The 18522-nt window shown below is 65.3% G+C and carries 19 protein-coding genes; 6 read left to right on the top strand and 13 right to left on the bottom strand.

The window, feature by feature from the left end; all coding sequences use genetic code 11:
* Nucleotides 1-98 precede the first annotated feature (98 nt).
* Together SOM61_RS17310 and SOM61_RS17305 are read left to right on the top strand one after the other, a co-directional pair.
* The gene (locus SOM61_RS17310; RefSeq protein WP_320475227.1) at nucleotides 99-686 is read left to right on the top strand and encodes an O-methyltransferase; all 588 of its coding nucleotides are present in this window, start codon (nucleotides 99-101) and stop codon (nucleotides 684-686) included.
* A 109-nt stretch (nucleotides 687-795) separates the two neighbouring features.
* Nucleotides 796-1425, top strand: coding sequence for a head GIN domain-containing protein (locus SOM61_RS17305; protein WP_320475226.1), 630 nt, complete (start codon nucleotides 796-798; stop codon nucleotides 1423-1425).
* Between the two features lie 70 nt (nucleotides 1426-1495).
* Here the strand turns inward: SOM61_RS17305 and SOM61_RS17300 are convergent, their stop codons facing one another.
* The 7 genes from SOM61_RS17300 to SOM61_RS17270 form a co-directional block, all read right to left on the bottom strand.
* Nucleotides 1496-1816 carry an ArsR/SmtB family transcription factor gene (locus SOM61_RS17300; protein WP_320475225.1) on the bottom strand — a complete coding sequence of 107 codons (321 nt, stop codon included), beginning with the start codon at nucleotides 1814-1816 and terminating at the stop codon, nucleotides 1496-1498.
* A gap of 131 nt (nucleotides 1817-1947) precedes the next feature.
* The gene (cydX, locus tag SOM61_RS17295; protein WP_320469382.1) at nucleotides 1948-2109 is read right to left on the bottom strand and encodes a cytochrome bd-I oxidase subunit CydX; all 162 of its coding nucleotides are present in this window, start codon (nucleotides 2107-2109) and stop codon (nucleotides 1948-1950) included.
* A 23-nt stretch (nucleotides 2110-2132) separates the two neighbouring features.
* Nucleotides 2133-3290 carry a cytochrome d ubiquinol oxidase subunit II gene (gene cydB / locus SOM61_RS17290; protein WP_320475224.1) on the bottom strand — a complete coding sequence of 386 codons (1158 nt, stop codon included), beginning with the start codon at nucleotides 3288-3290 and terminating at the stop codon, nucleotides 2133-2135.
* Between the two features lie 4 nt (nucleotides 3291-3294).
* Nucleotides 3295-4905, bottom strand: coding sequence for a cytochrome ubiquinol oxidase subunit I (locus tag SOM61_RS17285; RefSeq protein ID WP_320475223.1), 1611 nt, complete (start codon nucleotides 4903-4905; stop codon nucleotides 3295-3297).
* Between the two features lie 38 nt (nucleotides 4906-4943).
* On the bottom strand, nucleotides 4944-6632 hold the full coding sequence (locus tag SOM61_RS17280) for an amino acid ABC transporter ATP-binding/permease protein (protein ID WP_320475222.1): 1689 nt from the start codon (nucleotides 6630-6632) through the stop codon (nucleotides 4944-4946).
* Complete coding sequence (gene cydD / locus SOM61_RS17275) at nucleotides 6629-8314, bottom strand: thiol reductant ABC exporter subunit CydD (protein ID WP_320475221.1); 1686 nt, start codon at nucleotides 8312-8314, stop codon at nucleotides 6629-6631. Before cydD ends, SOM61_RS17280 begins: the two co-directional genes overlap by 4 nt.
* 58 nt (nucleotides 8315-8372) lie before the next feature.
* Nucleotides 8373-8771, bottom strand: a complete 399-nt coding sequence (locus SOM61_RS17270) for a DUF2946 domain-containing protein (RefSeq protein ID WP_320475220.1) — start codon at nucleotides 8769-8771, stop codon at nucleotides 8373-8375.
* Between the two features lie 261 nt (nucleotides 8772-9032).
* On the opposite strand from SOM61_RS17270, the gene SOM61_RS17265 reads away from it, so the two are divergent.
* The 3 genes from SOM61_RS17265 to SOM61_RS17255 all read left to right on the top strand — a co-directional run bounded on the left by SOM61_RS17265 (nucleotide 9033) and on the right by SOM61_RS17255 (nucleotide 11406).
* Nucleotides 9033-9596 carry a GbsR/MarR family transcriptional regulator gene (locus tag SOM61_RS17265; protein WP_320475219.1) on the top strand — a complete coding sequence of 188 codons (564 nt, stop codon included), beginning with the start codon at nucleotides 9033-9035 and terminating at the stop codon, nucleotides 9594-9596.
* Between the two features lie 84 nt (nucleotides 9597-9680).
* Entirely contained in the window at nucleotides 9681-10253 is a 573-nt protein-coding gene (locus SOM61_RS17260; RefSeq protein WP_320475218.1) for a hypothetical protein, read from the top strand.
* Nucleotides 10254-10515: 262 nt separating this feature from the next.
* Nucleotides 10516-11406 (top strand): LysR family transcriptional regulator, encoded by an 891-nt coding sequence (locus SOM61_RS17255; RefSeq protein WP_320475217.1) that lies wholly within the window; start codon nucleotides 10516-10518, stop codon nucleotides 11404-11406.
* Between the two features lie 9 nt (nucleotides 11407-11415).
* Here SOM61_RS17255 and SOM61_RS17250 read toward each other — a convergent pair whose 3' ends face one another.
* Together SOM61_RS17250 and SOM61_RS17245 are read right to left on the bottom strand one after the other, a co-directional pair.
* On the bottom strand, nucleotides 11416-11997 hold the full coding sequence (locus SOM61_RS17250) for a DUF6036 family nucleotidyltransferase (protein WP_320475216.1): 582 nt from the start codon (nucleotides 11995-11997) through the stop codon (nucleotides 11416-11418).
* The gene (locus tag SOM61_RS17245) at nucleotides 11991-12590 is read right to left on the bottom strand and encodes a hypothetical protein (RefSeq protein WP_320475215.1); all 600 of its coding nucleotides are present in this window, start codon (nucleotides 12588-12590) and stop codon (nucleotides 11991-11993) included. The genes SOM61_RS17250 and SOM61_RS17245 overlap by 7 nt, the downstream gene beginning before the upstream one ends.
* 151 nt (nucleotides 12591-12741) lie before the next feature.
* Between SOM61_RS17245 and SOM61_RS17240 the strand changes: the two genes are divergently transcribed.
* A complete protein-coding gene (locus tag SOM61_RS17240) occupies nucleotides 12742-13293 on the top strand; it encodes a YdeI/OmpD-associated family protein (protein WP_320475214.1) in 552 nt (183 codons plus the stop codon).
* Here the strand turns inward: SOM61_RS17240 and SOM61_RS17235 are convergent.
* The 4 genes from SOM61_RS17235 to SOM61_RS17220 form a co-directional block, all read right to left on the bottom strand.
* Entirely contained in the window at nucleotides 13290-13877 is a 588-nt protein-coding gene (locus SOM61_RS17235) for a DUF5610 domain-containing protein (RefSeq protein WP_320475213.1), read from the bottom strand. The genes SOM61_RS17240 and SOM61_RS17235 overlap by 4 nt on opposite strands.
* 96 nt (nucleotides 13878-13973) lie before the next feature.
* On the bottom strand, nucleotides 13974-14747 hold the full coding sequence (locus SOM61_RS17230) for an enoyl-CoA hydratase (protein WP_320475212.1): 774 nt from the start codon (nucleotides 14745-14747) through the stop codon (nucleotides 13974-13976).
* Nucleotides 14748-14895: 148 nt separating this feature from the next.
* Nucleotides 14896-16092 carry an acetyl-CoA C-acyltransferase gene (locus SOM61_RS17225; protein WP_320475211.1) on the bottom strand — a complete coding sequence of 399 codons (1197 nt, stop codon included), beginning with the start codon at nucleotides 16090-16092 and terminating at the stop codon, nucleotides 14896-14898.
* 22 nt (nucleotides 16093-16114) lie between these two features.
* Nucleotides 16115-18511: a 3-hydroxyacyl-CoA dehydrogenase/enoyl-CoA hydratase family protein gene (locus tag SOM61_RS17220; protein ID WP_320475210.1), complete on the bottom strand. Its 2397-nt coding sequence runs from the start codon at nucleotides 18509-18511 to the stop codon at nucleotides 16115-16117.
* Between the last annotated feature and the right edge of the window lie 11 nt (nucleotides 18512-18522).

The raw sequence follows: 18522 nt of genomic DNA, 5'->3' as shown, positions 1-18522 counted from the left end.
GGCTTGCTTATGGACGAAAAGATTATAGCCTTATCTCTTCGACAATATTAGCACCCACGCAATCGTGCGGATCGATTTCTCGTGTCAAAAGGAGAACAATGTTGCCTACCTCACTCAAAGCACTGCTGAAAGAGCTCGAAACCTTCGGCATCAACCATGACGCGGCGCCCGATAACCGCACGCGCCGCCTGCTCAACATCACCCACGACACCGGCGAATTCCTGGCGGTGCTGGTGCGCGCCATGGGCGCCCGCCGCGTCCTCGAAATCGGCACCTCGAACGGCTATTCCACCTTGTGGCTGGCCGACGCCGCGCAAGGCATCAACGGCAGCGTTACCACGGTCGAGCTGTCGGCAGGGAAGGTAGCGCTGGCGCGCGAGAATTTTGCGCGCGCGTGTCTACAGGATCGCATCGTGCAGGTCGAAGGACAGGCCGCCGACTTCCTGGCCAGCAGCGCCGACGAATCGTTCGACCTGCTTTTCCTGGATTCCGAACGCAGCGCCTATCTCGGCTGGCTGCCGCAGATCGAACGCATCCTGCGTCCGGGCGGGCTGGTGGTGGTGGACAACGCCACTTCGCACGCCCAGGAACTGGCGCCCTTCATGCAGGCGCTGCGCTGCGCGTCCGGCTGGAGCACCAGCCTGGTCCCGGTCGGCAAGGGCGAGTTCCTGGCGACCAAGCATTGATTCCGGGCCCCGTGCAGTTCAGGCACGGTTTTGTGCAGTCCATCGCACGGGGCGCGCAAGGCAAGGACGCGCTCCCTAGAATGGTTTCATCAACTTACCGGAGACCACCATGAAACGCGCCGCCATCGCCGCCCTTCTCGCCCTCGCCTCCCTCTCGGCCCAAGCCGCCGACCAGGTGCGCAACGTCACGCCGTTCAAGACCATCGATGCGCGCGGCCCGGTCAGCCTGGTGGTCGAGGTGGGCAAGGCCCATTCGGTGCGGGTCGAGGGCAACCAGAAATTCATCGACCGCGTGACGACCGAAGTCGTGAACGGCGAGCTGCGCCTGGGCTTCGAGGACAAGAACAGGAACAACGTCAATATCAAGGACGGCGAGCGGGTGGTCGTCACCATGCCGGAACTGGCCAGCTTCCGCGGCGAGGGCGCCGGCCTGATGGTGCTCAATAACGTTCGCGGCGATAACTTCGACGTCAACTACCGTGGCGCCGGCAGCCTGCAGATGAACGGCCGCGTGGGCCACCTGCGCCTGAACGCCGAGGGCGTGGGCGAGGTCTTGGCCAAGGACCTGGTGGCGCAGGATGCCGACGTCACCTTCCGCGGCATCGGCGAAGTGTCGGTGCATGCCAAGAACCGGCTCAACGCCAGCGTGCAGGGCCTGGGCAACCTGACCTATTACGGCCAGCCGCGTTCGGTCAGCCGCTCGGTATCGGGCATCGGCAACGTCACCGCCGCTAAGTAAGACGGCGCCTCTGCGAGGTAGGGGCGGCAGCTCAAGCAGGACCTGCGCATGGCAAAGTCCATTAAAGCCATCATACCGGCGCCAGGCGCTCCTGCATCGACTGCGCGCCAGCGCTGCCGCAAGTGGAAGCGAGGAACTCCATCAAGCGCTGCAGGGTCTCCAGGCGCGCGGCATAGATGATGTAGCGGCCCTGCTGGCGTGGCGACACCAGGCCGGCGTGGGTCAGCTCCTTGAGGTGGAAGGACAGCGACGATGCCGGCATTTCGAGGGCGGCGGCGATATTGCTGGCGGACTTGCCCTGGGGACCGGCCTGCACCAGCAGGCGGAAGGCGGCGAAGCGCGATTCCTGGGCGAGCGCGGAAAGTGCCGCGATGGCGAGATTGGTTTGCATGCGAACAGTATTCTTTCGATTCAAGGGCCAGCGCATCGATGCTGGAGCCACGGTTCGAATACTGTCGAAAGACTTTGACATGGTGATGACAAAACGCGCGCCGGGACCAGCGCCCCGGCGCGCGCCAGCCGTCAGGCGCGCTTGCGCAGCGATTCCTGCGCCGGCTCAGGTACCAGCAACGCCGACAGTTCCTTCTGTTTCGCCGCATCGTCCATCAGCTCATACCACATCGCGTTCAGCACGCCGAACGCCGCTGCCAGCGGCAGTCCCAACAACCAGGCGAAATACCACATGATGGTGTCCTTTCTTTCTTCGATTAGTAGGCGTGGCTCTTGCCATCGCGGATTTCCGTCGGGTTTACCTTGCCCCACAAGACCTTGTAGACCCAGCTGGTGTACATGATGATCAGCGGCAGGAAGATGCAGGCGCAGACCAGCATGATGAACAGGGTCAGGTGGCTCGACGAGGAATCCCACACCGTCAGGCTGGCCTGCGGCTGGATCGACGACGGCAGGATGAAGGGGAACATCGAGGCGCCCACGGAGAGCACGATGCCGGCGACCGACAGGCTCGAGGTCAGCATCGCCACGCCTTCCTTGCGCTTGACCAGCGCCACCCAGGTCAGCAGCGCGCCGACAATGCCGGCGCTTGGGGCCAGCAGGGTCCAGGGATGGGCCGCATAGTTGGCGAACCAGGTGCCGGCGACGCCGGCCTGCACGGTCTTGAACAGCGGGTTCGATGGACCGGTCGTCACCAGCTCACTGCTGATGCGGTAGCCGTCGACCACATTCCACAACAGCAAGCCGGCCACGGCGTACAACACCACGGTGGCAAGCGCCGCGCGCATGCCCCAGGTGCGCGAACGGCTGGCCACCAGGCCATCGGTCTTGAGCACCAGCCAGGCCGCGCCATGCATCACCAGCATCGCCACTGACACCAGGCCGCACAACAGCGCGAACGGATTCAGAAGCCCGAAGAAGCCGCCTTCATAAAAAATCTGCATGTCGGGCTGGATGCGGAACGGCACGCCCTGCAGCACATTGCCCATGGCGACACCGAAGATCAGCGCCGGCACGAAGCCGCCGACGAACAGGGCCCAGTCCCAGGCCGCGCGCCACTCTTTGCTGTCACGCTTGCTGCGGTACTTGAAACCGACCGGGCGCAGGATCAGCGCCAGCAGCACCGCCGCCATGGCGAGATAAAAGCCCGAGAACGAGACCGCGTACAGCTGCGGCCAGGCGGCGAAGATGGCGCCGCCGCCCAGCACCAGCCAGACCTGGTTGCCTTCCCATACGGGGCCGACGGTATTGATGACGACGCGCCGTTCGAGGTCGGTCTTGGCCACGAAAGGCAGCAGGGTGCCGGTGCCGAGGTCGAAGCCGTCGGTGATGGCGAAGGCGACCAGCAGGACGCCCAGCAGCGCCCACCAGATGACACGCAGGGTGTCGTAGTCGAGAAGCATATGAAGAACCATGTTGTTACTCCGCAGTGATCATTGGCGCAGTGCGCATTGCCGGCGTGGTGCCGACCAGGGGGCTGTGGGTGCCAGGCGAGTGTTCGGCCTCCTCTTCGGGTCCCTTGCGGATCGCCTTGAGCATCAGCTTCATCTCGACCACGATCAGGATCGAGTACAGCACCACGAAACCGATCAGGGTGGCGAGCACGGTCTGGATGCCGATGTTCGACACCGCGACCGCGGTGGGCAGCACGCCTTCGACGGCCCATGGCTGGCGACCCAGTTCGGCCACGATCCAGCCGGCTTCGGCGGCGACCCACGGCAGCGGGATCGACCACACGGCCACTTTCAAGAGCCATGGATACGCATCCAGGCGACGGCGCGCCGACAGCCAGAAGAACACCGCGGTGAGCACGATGAAGTACAGTCCCAGGCCGACCATGATGCGGAACGACCAGAACAGCGGCGCCACTTGCGGCACGGTGTCGTTGGCGGCCTGCTTGATCTGGGCCTCGGTGGCCTGGCGCGGGTCGTCGACATAGCGCTTGAGCAGCAGCGCATAGCCCAGCACCTTGCTGTGCTCTTCGAACCTGGCCTGCAGATCGGCCGGCACCGGGCCCTTGCCGCCGAGGGCGCGGATCTGCTCCAGCGCGTCATAGGCCAGGATGCCCTGGCGCACGCGCACCTCGGCCAGCTTGACCAGGTCGTTGATGCCCGGGATCTCGCTGGAGATCGAACGGGTGCCAATCAGGCCCATCACCCAGGGGATGTGGATGGCGTAATGGGTTTCGCGCGCCGCCTGGTCAGGAAAGCCCACCGCGGTGAAGGCGGCCGGCGCCGGCTGGGTGTCCCACATGGCTTCGACCGCGGCCAGCTTCATGTGCTGGTGCTCGGTGGCCAGGTAGCCGCTTTCGTCGCCCAGCACCACCACCGACAACGAGGCGGCCAGGCCGAACGAGGCGGCCACCGTCATCGAGCGCTTGGCCAGCTCGACGTGACGGCCTTTGAGCAAGTACCAGGCCGAGATCCCGAGCACGAACAGCGCTGCGATCACGTAGCCGGCCGACACGGTGTGCACAAACTTGGCCTGCGCCACCGGATTGGCCAGCACCGCGCCGAAGTCCGACACCTCCATGCGCATGGTCTGCGGATTGAGCGACGCGCCGACCGGGTTCTGCATCCAGCCGTTGGCGATCAGGATCCACAGCGCCGAGAAGTTGGTGCCGATGGCGGTCAGCCAGGTCACCATCAGGTGCTGGCGCTTCGACAGCCTGTCCCAGCCGAAGAAGAACAGACCGACAAAGGTCGCTTCGAGGAAGAACGCCATCAGGCCTTCGATGGCCAGCGGCGCGCCGAACACGTCGCCGACGTAGTGGCTGTAGTAGCTCCAGTTCATCCCGAACTGGAACTCCATCACCAGGCCGGTGGACACGCCGATGGCGAAGTTAATCCCGAACAGCACGCCCCAGAACTTGGTCATCTGGCGCCAGATCGGGCGGCCGGTCATCACGTACACGGTTTCCATGATGGCGATGACCATCGACAGCCCCAATGTCAGGGGAACGAACAAAAAGTGATACAGCGCCGTGAGGGCGAACTGTAGTCGGGAGAGCCCGACGACGTCGAGATCCATGGTGAATCCTTTCTTATTGGTGAATCGATGGTGGTGTTCTAGTCGTGACGCAGCGCCAGCAGCGCCGCGTCGAATCCTCGTGTCCCGCGCCGGTGGTCGGCGACCAGGCGCCCCGCCCGCATCACCAGCAGGCGATCGGCCAGCCTGGCCTCGCGCGCCAGGTGGGTGGCCAGCAGCACGGTGCGGCCGTGGGCATGCCGGGCCAGGCGTTCCAGCACGTCGGCGGCGGTGGCGCCGTCGAGCGCCTCGGTCGGCTCGTCCAGCAGCCAGAAGTCGGCCCGGCGCAGCAGCAGCCGCGCCAGCGCCAGGCGCCGCGACTGCCCGCCCGACAGGCCCAGGCCGCCCTCGCCCAGCGGTGTATCCAGGCCCTGCGCCAGTTGGCGCACGTCGGCATCGAGGCCGGCGGCGCGCAGCGCGTCCCACAGCTGCTCGTCGCCGGCCTGCGGATCGGCCAGGCGCAGGTTGTCGCGCAGGCTGTCCTGGAACAGCTCGGTGCGCTGGGTCAGCCAGGTGGCGAGCAGCGCCCTCACCTGCCCAGCATGCGGCGCCAGTTCGCCGGCGACAAGGCCGAGCAAGGTCGACTTGCCGGCGCCGCTGCCGCCGACCACGGCGACCCGTTCGCCGCGCGCGATACACAAGCTGACCTCGTGCAGCGCGGCGCCCTCGCGGCCCGGATGCACGACGCTGGCGTCGCACAGCAGCAGTGCCTCGTCCTCGCCAGGCGCGCCGACGGCGATGGCGTCATCGGCTTCCTGTTGCAAGCGTGGGCCGACGCGGCGCGCCGCCAGCCAGCTGCGGCCGGCCTCGATGGCGCCGCGGCGCATCGCGGCGAACGGTTCCAGCGCGGCCAGGGCGATCAGCAAAGCCAATGCCGCCGCCGGTGCGCCCAATTCCCGATGCTGCGCGAGCGCGCCGACGGCCAGCAAGGTCGCCGCCACGGTCAGGTGGCCGCCAACCGCGTACGTCCAGCCGGCGCCGGTCTCGAGCCGGTGCAGCGCATCGTCGGCGCGCGCCAGCCTGGCATCAAGCCGCGCCAGGCGCGCGCACTGGGCCTGCAGGCGGCCGGCCATGGCGAGATCGGTCTGGCCGGCGACCAGGTCGATGGCCTGGGCCCGCAGCCGTTCCAGCGCGCGGGCGCGGCGCAGCGCCAGCGGGCGGGCAAGGCGGGAGACGACGAGCGCCGCGCCCCAGCCGAAGGCCAGCAGCCAGGCGAACATCGCCAGGCCGAGGCGCCAGTCCAGGTTGGCCAGCACCACGCCGGCCAGCAGCGCCGCGCCGAGGGCGGCGATGGCCGGCACGATCAGGCGCAGGTAAATCGATTCGAGCGCGTCGATGTCGCCGGTCAGGCGAAACAGCAGGCGCGCGGGACGGCGCAGCAAGGCGCGCGCCGCCTGCGGGCCAGCCCAGCCGCGAAACAGCCGTTCGCGCAGCGCGGCCAACACGCCGAGCGTCGCGTCGTGGGTCACCATCCGCTCGGCATAGCGGCCGAAGGTGCGGCCCAGGGCCAACAGGCGGATCGCGGCGCTCGGTACGAAGACATTGAACATGACCATGCCGCCAGCCAGGCCAGCCAGCGCGGTGGCGGTGATGAACCAGCCCGAGGTGCCCAGCAGCGCCATCCCGGCCAGCACCACCAGGGTGGAAAGGAAGGCGCCCAGCGCCATGCGGCGCCCGCCTGTTTTGATGAACAGGGCAAGCACCGCTTGCAGGTCGTGACGGGATTTCATGCCGCGCTCCGTTTGGTGAAAGGTTCGCCGAGGCGCACCACGCGTTTCATGCGCGCGGCCAGGGTCAGGTCATGGGTGGCGACGATCAGGGTGCGGCCCTGGGCCAGCTCCACCAGCGCATCGATCACGCTGGCGGCGGTGTCGCGGTCGAGGTGGGCGGTGGGTTCATCGGCCAGCAGCAGGCCTGCATGCGGCGCGCACACCGCGCGCGCCAGCGCCAGGCGCACCAGCTCGCCGCCCGACAGGCCGAGACCGCCCTCGCCCAGGCTGTCGCCCGGCGTCGCGTGGCCCACGTGACCCAATCCGGCGCGGCGCACGGCGGCGCCGACCGCCGCGCTGTCGATGCCGTCGCGCTCAAGGGAGACGTTGCCGCGCACCGAGCCAGAAAACACATGCGGCTTCTGGCCGATCCAGGCCATATGCGCGCGCAGGCCGGCGGCCGACTGTGCATCGAGGGGCACGCCGCCGATGCGCACCGCGCCGCCGCTGGCCAGCGCCAGGCCCGCGATGACCGACAGCAGCGTGGTCTTGCCGCTGCCGCTGGGGCCGACCAGGGCCACATGCTCGCCGGCGCGGACGGTCAAATCCTCGCCATCGAATAGCGGCGCTTCGCCGGGATGCTGGAACACCAGGCTCTCGATATCGACCGATGGCGCCACCGGCGCGCGGCCGGTGCGCAGATTCTGCTGCGGCGCCAGCGCACCCGGCAGCGCCAGGCCGGCGTGCTGGAGCTGTTCCAGTTCCTTCAGCGCCGCCTCGCCCGAGGCCTTGTCGTGCCACACGGCCGCCAGTTCGCGCAGCGGCTCGAAGAAGGCCGGCGCGAGCAGCAGGATGAACAGGCCTTCGGCCAGCGTCAGGCGCACGCCCCAGCTGCCAGGACCGATCTCGCCCAGCAAATGAAAGCCCACATAGACGGCGACCAGCGCCACGCCCAGCGCCGAGAACAGTTCCAGCGCCGTGGACGACAGGAAGGCGATGCGCAGCACGCGCATGGTGCTGGCGCGCACGCTTTCGGCGCTGGCGCGCACCCGCTGCGCGGTAGTGTCCACGGCGCCGAGTGCGCGCAGGGTCGACAGGCCGCGCAGGCGGTCGAGCAGGAAGCCGCTCATGCCGCCGATGACTTGCAGCTGCGCTTCGCTGGCCGCCTTGGCGCGCCAGCCGATGACGGCCATGAAGACCGGGATCAGGGGCGCTGCCACGACCAGGATCAGGGCGGCGGTCCACGAGAAATAGAGAACGACGAGCGCGATCGCAGGCGGCGCCAGCATCGTGCGCATGCGCGCCGGCTGGTAGCGCACCAGCCAGGGCAGCACGGCTTCGGCCTGCTCGGCCACAGCGCTGGCGGCGCGGCCGCTGGCCAGGCGTTCGCGATCCAGCGGCGAGCGCGATGCCAGGGCCTGCACCGCGTCGCCGCGCAGCTGGGCCAGGTGCAGGCGCGAAGCCGCGAACAGGCGGCGCGCGCCCCAGGCTTCGCTGCTGGCGCGCAGCACGCCCAGCGCCAGGAAGGCACAGGCCGGCGCCAGCATATCCGCCATGCCGGCGCCATTGGCCAGTCGCTGCACGGCATAGGCCAGCAGGGCTGCCTGGGGAATCCACAGCAGCGCCGCCGCGCTCATCACGAAGGTGGCGCTGCGGGTGGAACGGACGTGCGTGGCCGGGCCACGGCCTTGGCGGCGAAGCATGGTGGTTCTCCAGACGGTTTTTTTTGGGGGCGGCGACTGGCCGCGGGATGCAACCGGGTCAGGCGACCGTTGGAGGCGCCCTGCTGCGGTGGTCGGTGCGGAAGGTCGAAGCGGGCCGCAGCGCCGGCCCGTGGGGGCGCAGGGTGCGTTCGAGCGGTGTGTCCAGCAGCACCAGGCTGCCCGGAGGATGAGCGACGATGGCCAGGTCGTACTGCAGGTTGTACTTGGATACGCAGGCCGGGCAATGCATGCCGGGGTGGACGGCAGTGTCGCCGGCGTCGCTGCCGGTATCGAGGTCGAGCGCCACCAGCCTGGTGCCGGCCGACATGCAGACTTCGATCCAGGTCTTGCCCTGGTTCGCCGCAAAGGTCGACGCCAGTGAAGGAGCAAGCATGCCCCACAGGATCGCCAGTGCGGCGAGCCAGAGGATGATGGAGCGATTGCGTTGCGCGTTCATGGTGTTCAGTCCAGCGGTGAAGCCGATGCCTTGATCTACGTTAATCTTTAGCTTACGCCAAACTTTCTAAAGATTTTGAATTTTCAGAAAACAGTGAAATTATGCACTGAAACTTCAAGTTTGTCTGGAAAGGAGAGTGACTTGGTCGGGAATTACTCATGTATTAACAGTCCGACGCACCACGATGGTGAGCCGGTCCGTGTGCGTGTCGTAGGACCGTGGGATAATCCACCTTTCAAAAAGCATCGAAAAGTTCTCAACATGACGCCACTCGTCCAAACCTTTGTCAGTCACTTCGGTGAAATGGGCAGCCGCTGGGGCATCAACCGCACGGTGGGGCAGATCTACGCCCTGCTCTTCGTCACCGAGGAACAGCTGCACGCCGACGACATCGGCGAAAAGCTCGGCATTTCACGCTCAAACGTCAGCATCGGCCTCAAGGAATTGCAGTCGTGGGGACTGGTGCGCCTGTCGCGCATCCCCGGCGACCGGCGCGAATATTTCACCTCGCTCGGCGACGTCTGGGAAATCTTCCGCGTGGTCGCGGCCGAACGCCGCCGCCGCGAAGTGGCGCCGACCCTGTCGGTGCTGCGCGAGTCGCTGCTGGCCACCGCCAAGAGTCCCGAAGACCAGTTCGCGCAAGAGCGCATGCGCGAGATGCACGAGCTGGTCGACCTGGCCAATAACTGGTTCGACGACCTGCAGCGCCTGTCGCCCGAATCGATGTCACAGCTGATGAAGATGGGTTCCAAGGTGCAGAAGCTGTTGTCGGCCAAGGACCGCCTGTTCGGCGCCGCAGCCAGCAAGGACATCAAGGAAGAGTGATGGTATGACCGCGGCTTCATAGCCGTGCTCGCCGCTTTCGCATGACGGGCTAGACTGGGCTTTTGATTGCCAGGCTATCCATCCATGAACATCGTCTGTATCGCCTGGGGCTCGCTGTTGTGGAAGCCCCAGGGTTTGAAGCTGGCCTCAGGCTGGCATCCCGGCGGTCCGCCGCTTCCCCTCGAATTCGCGCGCCAGAGCGACGACAGTCCCGAACTGGCGCTGGTGCTGTGCGAACGCGCGCGCCTGGCGCCAACCTACTGGGCCTATGTCGCCACCGGCGATCTCGACGAAGCCCGCGCGATGGTGAGCGAACGCGAAAAGATCGCGCCGGAGCGGCCCGAATGGATCGGCAGCATTCCTGCCCGCGACGGCGCGCGCGAAGATCCGCGCATTGCGGCCTGGCTGCGTGCCAAACGCATCGACGCCGCGGTCTGGACCGCCGTGCCGCCCAAGTTCGACGGCGAGAATGGCCGCGTGCCGACAGCCGACGAAGCCGTTCGATGGCTGGACAGCCGCAGCGGCGAACAGCGCGCGGCCGCCGAAGACTATATCCGCCGCACGCCAGCCCATATCGACACCTGCAACCGGCGCGCCATCCAGGCGCGGCTGGGCTGGAGGCCGCTGCGCGAGGCGCACGTCACGCAGGCGCGCTGACGTGGTTTTGGTGCGGGGCCGCGCAGCGCCGCCAGGCGCCAGAACAGCGCCGATGCAAGCGCGATGAACGCCACGCCCGCACCGGTTGGCAGCGACAGCACGATAATCGAGCAGAGCACGCCGCGCAGCACGGCGGGAGCGTTTTTCGTATCCATGGTTACCTCCTTGACGATGGAGACATACTGATGCAAGCTGGGTCAATTGAAAATTGCATGAAATGCGCTAGCGGCTATGCAGATTTGAATACCACGGGGGTGCCGGCTTGATCGAATGGGAACTGTATCGGAGCTTCTCCCATGTCTTGCGCGAAGGGTCGCTGTCAGGCGCTGCCCGCGTGCTGGGCATGGCCCAGCCGACGGTCGGGCGCCATATCGCGGCGCTCGAAGACGCCCTGGGACTGGTGCTGTTCACGCGGTCGCCGACCGGTTTTCTGCCGACCGAAGCCGCACTCGCACTGCAGGCGCACGCCTACGCAATGGAGAGCATGGCCGCCACGCTGGAGCGGACGGCCAGCGGTTTCGGTCACGGCGTGCGGGGCACCGTCAGGGTCAGCGTGAGCGAGGTGATCGGTGTCGAGGTGATGCCGGCCGTTATCGCGACATTACGCGAACGTTATCCCGAATTGAAGATCGAACTGGTCGTGGTCAACCAGGTACAGAATTTGCTGCATCGCGAGGCCGATATCGCCGTGCGCGTCTCGCGCCCCACGCAAGAGCAGCTCATCGCGCGTCGTACCGGCATCATCGAGTGGGGCCTGCATGCAGGCAGCGGCTACCTGGCGCGCTGCGGTGAACCTGCCAGCCTCGCCGACCTGGCCAGCCATACGCTGATCGGCTACGACTGCGGCACGCCGTTCATCCGCGAAGCGCTGCGGCATTGGCCACAGTTCCAGCATGCCAATCTCGCGCTACGCACCGACAACGACCTGGCGCAACTGGCCCTGATCCGCGCCGATGCCGGCATCGGCATCTGCCAGGTCGCGCTGGCACGAAGCGAGCCGCGCCTGGTGCGCATCCTGCCCGGCGAATTGTCGATAGCGCTCGAGACCTGGGTGACGATGCACGAGGACCTGCGCCAGAATACCGGCTGCCGCGTGACGTTCGACGCGATCGCCAGCGCGATGTCGTCTTTCGCGTCCCAGGGAATCGCTTGACTCGGATACTCAGGCCTCTGTCAGGCCACGACCTGTCGAACCGTCCTGCCGGGCCATCGCCAAAACCTCGCGCAGATTCATGCGCAAGTAATCCGTATTACCGATATATCCTCCGAGCGCTTCCTCTGCCCGTTTCTCGATCTCTTCAGCAGAGATTTGAAAGCGACGAATCATATTCTGGATGTCTTCTTTATCCGGGTCGGACAATCTGGCGATCTTGCTGACAATGAGGTCGAGAGGACTCAGCACATAGACTCTCATCATGTCCGTCCCAATCGGCACCGGCACTGCATCTTGCTGGTAGTCCTCATGCATTAATGCGAAAGTACTGTTGTAGCTGGCATCCAGGTAAAGCATATTGCCGTCCCTCGTCTCGACAACCAGGTCGACAGGCAACAGGATTCGCTTTGAAAACTCGGCGTCGACGTCCGTGGTAGTCCGCGCTGCCGTGTACAAATGAATCGCCATTCCGCCGGCAATGAGCATCGTCAGCGGCTCACGCAAATTCACTCGTTGTTCAAGTTCGACGATCAGCGATCGCAGTCCGTTCGCCAGATCGGTGTGGGTCGCAAACTCGATTGGTTTCACCATGACCGCACGCCATCCATGCGCTTTTCGAGAAGACTGCGCAAACGAGGCATATCGCGGACCAGGCCATCCTTGACTACATCAGGAAACGGCCGTGGCACGGTGTGGGCCTGGTAGTGAAACTGACGTGCCGCGGAGTCGAGAAAATCAGCGGCTACCCGGTGTCTTGTCTTGAGTAACTGTGCCGACAATCGGTAGACGTCGGCCTCCCGCCCCGATTTCGGCGATCTGCGCATTGCCACTGCATCGGCAAGCGAATTGACCAGATCGGCTTCAGTTTCCCTGTTCCACACGATGCTCTCTTTCCCAAAAATCTGCGAAAGGCGATCGTCCACGGGTACCTGGCGAAGCGCTGAGGCGACACCGCCCCGGTCGAGCACACCCCACGATGTGATTCGATAGACCGGACCGTTCTTGTCGATCCCAACAAAAAACTGTTGCTGCGCGAGCTCGATAGCGCGCAATACCTCAGCGCGTGTGCATTCCAGTGCTTGTGCGGTGTAATGCAATGTGGCGCGTGCGCCGAGTTTCTCCAGCGTGACGAGTACCAGCAAGCACCTTCTGAAATCGTGCTTTGGAAAATCCTTGTAGCGCACAATCACCTCCACTAACGAACCTCACGCCAGTATAGTCCGTTAATTGATACAGTCAAGGTACGAGTTCTTGACTGGTCAGCAGGCGATGCGTTGACAGCGACTGAAATTGCTTTCTACACTCCACTGATCGTCGAGCCAACGAGGGGAAGGAATGAAAGCTGCTATTGCCGAGTCAAGTTTCGAAGCTGCGCTATGCCGCCCCGCCGAGGTACAGGAAAACGATCGCTGGACCTTCGTCGTCCTGCCAAAACCGGTCAGCGAGGTCTTCCCGCGGCGCGGCAGGACAAGCATGCAAGGCAAACTCAACGGCCACCCATTCCAGGCTACGCTGGAGCCCGACGGCCAATTGAGTCACTGGTTCAGGGTGCCGGCCACGCTGATGACCGAGGCAGGCGTGGCGATCGGGGATACCGTCACGTTCGACGTTGCCCCAGCACCAAGCGAACAGGAACCACTGGTCCCGCCCGAGTTGGACAAGGTACTCGACGCATCGCCGCCAGCCAGGGCGAACTGGGACGCCACCACCACCATCGCCCGCATCGACTGGGTCCACTGGATCGAGTCGGCCAGGCAAGCCAAGACCCGTGCCAGCCGGGTCGCCGACGCCGGCGACATGCTGGCGGCCGGCAAGAAGCGGGTCTGTTGCTTCGACCCGTCGGGTTTTTACAGCAAGAGCCTCAAGCCACCGCGCGAAGGTTCTTAGTCCTTCGGGATGCCGTCCTTCTGCCATTGATCGAACCCGGCCTGCACCGCAGCCAGGGTTTTCTGGCTGATCTCGGGCAAGCTGCCCCCCAGTATGTCCTGCGCTTGCTGGAAACCTTTTTCGACTGCGGCGCGAATGGCGTCCATTCTGGATGGATCGGCGCCGATCATGGCCTTGGCAAAGCCCAGGATGCGCTCGGAAGTCTTTTCCACGCTCAATTCGCCACCATCCGCGATGGCCGCCCTGGCCGCTTCGATGGTTTCGGGATCCGCCTGCAGTTGCTGCTCTCCGCTGACCACCTTGGCGAAGTTGAGGCCCTGCTGTTCGACCAGTGGGCGGATCAGGTCCATGACTTGCTGGGCCTTGCGATCGGATTCCTCGATCATGCCGGCAAGCTCGGACTGGGTGACCTTGCCGCCGCCTTTGCTGCCATAGGTCAGCGGCTCGGCCTGTCGTCCGCCCAGGGTCACTTTGTCCTGGGCCGGGGCGTCGGTTTCTTGTCGTGCTTCGGCAGCTGCGGGTTTTACCCTGGCGGCAGGAAGGGTCGCTCCCTGCTGGCCGACGCTGGAGATGCTCAGGCTCATGTCCGCTTCCCTATTCGTTGATCATATTGACGATATCGGTAGGCCTGAGCAAAACTTAAGGAAAACCTGTTTGAGGCAGCGCACGCGGCGAGATATTCAATCGAACTTGCTGAAATCGGGCTTCCTCTTCTCGAAGAATGCAGTGAATGCCTCCTTCGCCTCGGCGCCGGTCAGCATGGCGCTGAAACGCTCGTTCTCGGCCGCGATGGTCTCTTTCACCAGCGTGCCGCGCGCGCGCTTCATCAGCGCCTTGGTGGTGCGGATCGATGCGGGCGGCAGCTTGGCCAGCTTGGCGGCCTGGCCTTGCGCGAAGAACAGCAGCTCGGCGGCCGGCAGCACACGGGCCACGATGCCCATCTCCAGCGCTTCCTGGGCCAGGAACGGCTCACCCAGCAGCAGCTTTTCGGCGGCGCGGGTATAGCCCGCCGATTGCGCGACCAGCAGCGACGAGGCGAATTCGGGGCACAGGCCGAGCTGGGTGAACGGCATCGAAAACCTGGCGTTGTCGGCGGCGTAGACCAGGTCGCAGTGCATCAAGAGCGTGGTGCCGATGCCGACCGCGGCGCCGGCCACGGCCGCCACCACCGGTTTCGTCGCGCCTTCGAGCGCGGTCATGAACTGGAATACGGGACGCTCGGCCGTCATCGCGCCTTCGCCGACGTTGTTCAGGAAGTCGTCGAGGTCGTTCCCGGCGGTGAAGATCTCGGGTTGGCCGGTGATCAGGATGACGCGCACCGCGGCGTCCTGTTCGGCCTCGCGCAGCGCGTCGGCCATGGCCTGGTACATCGCGCCGGTGATCGCGTTCTTGCGTTCGACGCGGTTGAATTCGATGGTGAGGATGCCGTCGGCTTTGGTGAGGCGGATGGTCATGGTGTTGTCTCCAGAATTGTTCATGGGCCGATTGGACGCGTGGGCGGGAGACCCGCCCACCCCACGTCACGCTCGCGGCATTGACGTACGGTGCTTGGATTTCCCGCCCACGCTTGAAATGCGGCGGCTGCGAACAGCCGCCATGTCTTTAGACGCGCTCGATGATGCCCGCGGCGCCCATGCCGGCGCCGACGCACATCGTCACCATGCCGTACTTCAGGTTGTTACGGCGCAGTGCATGCACGACGGTCGCGGCGCGGATCGCGCCGGTCGCGCCCAGCGGGTGGCCCAGGGCGATCGCGCCGCCCATCGGATTGACCTTGCTGGTGTCCAGGCCCAGGTCGCGGATCACGGCCAGCGCCTGGGCGGCGAAGGCTTCGTTCAGCTCGATCCAGTCCAGCTGGTCTTGCGTGATGCCGGCGGCGGCCAGCGCGGCGGGGATCGCGACCTTCGGACCGATGCCCATGATCTCCGGCGGCACGCCGCGCACGGCGAACGAGGAGAACTTGGCCAGCGGAGTCAGGTTGTGCTCTTTCAGGATCTTTTCGCTGACGACGATCAGCGCACCGGCGCCGTCCGACATCTGCGACGAGGTCGCGGCGGTGACCGAACCCTTGGCCGCGAACACGGGCTTGAGCTTGGCCATGCCTTCAGGGCTGGCGTCGGCGCGCGGGCCTTCGTCGCTGTCCACGGTGCGTTTCTTGATGCTGATTTCACCGGTGGCCAGGTTCGGCGTGCGGGTGATGATCTCGACCGGAGTGATCTCGTCCTTGAAGTAGCCGGCCTGCTGGGCGGCGATGGCGCGGCGGTGCGATTCCAGGCCGAAGGCATCCTGGTCTTCGCGCGAGATCTTCCACTGGTTGGCCACGTTCTCGGCGGTCAGGCCCATGCCGTAGGCCAGGCCCACGTTCTCGTCCCTGAACGTCTCCATATTGATCGACGGATGGTGGCCCATCATCGGCACCATCGACATCGATTCGACGCCGCCGGCGATCATCACGTCGGCTTCGCCCACGCGGATGCGGTCGGCCGCCATCGCCAGGGCGGTGATGCCCGAGGCGCAGTAGCGGTTGACGGTGACGCCGCCCACGGTGTTCGGCAGGCCGGCCAGCACCACAGCGTTACGCGCCACGTTGAAGCCTTGTTCGGCTTCCGGGAACGAGCAGCCGATGATGGCGTCGACGATCAGGGCCGGGTCCAGGTTCGGCACGGCGGCCATGGCGCCGCGGATCGCGTGCACCAGCAGGTCGTCCGGGCGGGTCTTGTTGAACATGCCGCGCGGCGCCTTGCCGATCGGGGTACGGGTCGCTGCGACGATGTATGCGTCTTGAAGTTGTTTGCTCATGTCAGTGTCCTGTTCTGTCGGCTTAGTTGCGGACTGGCTTGCCGGTCTGCATCATGCCCATGATGCGTTCCTGGGTCTTCGGATTGTTCAGCAGGGCCACGAAGGCCTTGCGTTCCAGGTCGAGGATCCACTGTTCGCTCACCACGCTGCCCTGGTCGATGTCGCCGCCGGTGACGATTTCGGCGATGGTGTCGCCCAGGTGGTAGTCATAGGCCGAGATGAAGCCGCCGTCGCGCATATTGACCATCTGGCCGCGGATGGTGCCCCAGCCATAACGGCCGGTGACCGGGAAGGTGCGGCGCGCCGGCGCGCGATACCCGGCGTCGAACATGGCGCGCGCGGTGGTTTTCGCCACGTGCAGCAGTTCATACGCGTTGAAGACAATCACGTCGTCTTCTTTCAGGTAACCCATCGCCTTCGCTTCCAGCGCCGACTTCGACACTTGCGCGGTGGCCGCGTTCATGAAGCCGTTCTTCAGGAATTGCAGGATGTCGTTGCCCTTGGCTTCGGTGGCCGCGCGCAGCGCCGCCTCTTTCAGGCCGCCGCCGGCCGGCACCAGGCCCACGCCCACTTCGACCAGGCCGATATACGACTCGATCGAGGCCACGCGTTTCGACGCATGCAGCGCCAGCTCGCAGCCGCCGCCCAGCGCCAGGCCGGCCACGGCCGCGACGACCGGGATGTTCGAATACTTCATCGCCATGAAGGTGTCCTGCAGCTCGCGCACGATCGGCTCCATCGCCTTCGCGCCGCCGGCCATGAAGGCTGGCAGTGCCGATTGCAGGTCGGCGCCGGCCGAGAACGCGCCGCCTTCGGCCGCGTCGGTATTCCAGATCACGATGCCCTTGAAGCCTTGTTCTGCTTCCTTCAGCGCGCGCTGGATGCCCTTGATGACGCCATCGCCGATGACGTGCATCTTGGTCTTGAGCGAGATGACCAGCACCTCGTCGTCCGAGTGCCACAGGCGCACGGAGTCGTCTTCGAACACGGTGGTACCGGCGGTCTTGGCATCCAGCGTGGTCGAGCCGACCACTGGTGCGCGGAACTGCTGGCGCTTGTAGACCGGCAGGTCGGACAGCGGGACATAGGCATTCTTGGTGGCCGAGTACGAACCTTCAGGAGTGTGCACGCCCTTCTCTGCCACGGTGCCTTCGAACACCCAGCTTGGGAGCGGCGCGGTCGACAGCGCCTTGCCGGCGTCGATGTCTTCCTTCACCCACTGGGCGATCTGGGTCCAGCCGGCGGCTTGCCAGGTCTCGAACGGACCGACGCTCCAGCCGAAGCCCCAGCGCATCGCGAAATCGATGTCGCGCGCATTGTCGGCGATCGATTCGAGGTGGACGGCGATGTAGTGGAAGGCGTCGCGGAAGATCGCCCACAGGAACTGCGCCTGCGGGTTGGTCGAATCGCGCATGGCCTTGAATTTCTTGACCGGGTCTTTTTCTTTCAGGATGCGGCCGACGATGTCGGCGGCCTTGGCGCCGCCGGCAACGTACTCGCCACTCGCGAAGTCCAGGCGGAAAATCTCCTTGCCGACCTTCTTGTAGAAGCCGGCGCCGGTCTTCTGGCCCAGCGCGCCCTTCTCGATCAGCTTGGCCAGGATGTCAGGCGTCTTGTAGACATTGAAGAACGGATCGTCCTTCAGGTTGTCCTGCATGGTCTTGATCACATGGCCCATGGTGTCCAGGCCGACCACGTCCGCGGTGCGGAAGGTGCCCGACTTGGCGCGACCGAGCTTGGCGCCGGTCAGGTCGTCGACCACGTCCACCGACAGGCCGAATTTTTCGGCTTCGACGATGGTGGCCAGCATGCCGAAGATGCCGACGCGGTTGGCGATGAAGTTCGGCGTGTCTTTCGCGCGCACGACGCCCTTGCCCAGGGTCGAGGTCAGGAAGGTCTCGAGCTGGTCCAGGATTTCAGGACGGGTGCCTTCGGTCGGGATCAGTTCCACCAGGTGCATATAGCGCGGTGGGTTGAAGAAGTGCACGCCGCAGAAGCGCGCCTTCAGTTCGCTGTCGAAGCCTTCGGCCAGCTTGTTGATCGACAGGCCCGAGGTGTTCGAGGCGAAGATCGCATGCGGCGCGATGTGCGGCGCGACCTTGGCGTACAGGTCGTGTTTCCAATCCATGCGCTCGGCGATGGCTTCGATGATCAGGTCGCAGCCGGCCAGCACGTCGAGGTTGTCCTCGTAGTTGGCCACTTCGATCAGGGCCGCGTCATCCTTGTTGCCCAGCGGGGCCGGCGACAGTTTCTTGAGGTTCTCGATGGCGCGCAGGACGATGCCGTTTTTAGGACCTTCCTTTGCAGGCAGGTCGAACAGCACGACCGGCACCTTGGCGTTCACGCAGTGCGCAGCGATCTGCGCACCCATCACGCCGGCGCCCAGCACGGCGACTTTCTTGACGATGAAATTGGACATATTGGAATCCT

Source organism: Massilia sp. CFBP9012 (assembly GCF_034045115.1).
GTDB lineage: Bacteria > Pseudomonadota > Gammaproteobacteria > Burkholderiales > Burkholderiaceae_D > Telluria.
The sequence above is the reverse complement of the archived record's forward strand: the minus strand, read 5'-3'. Positions and strand labels throughout refer to the sequence as shown.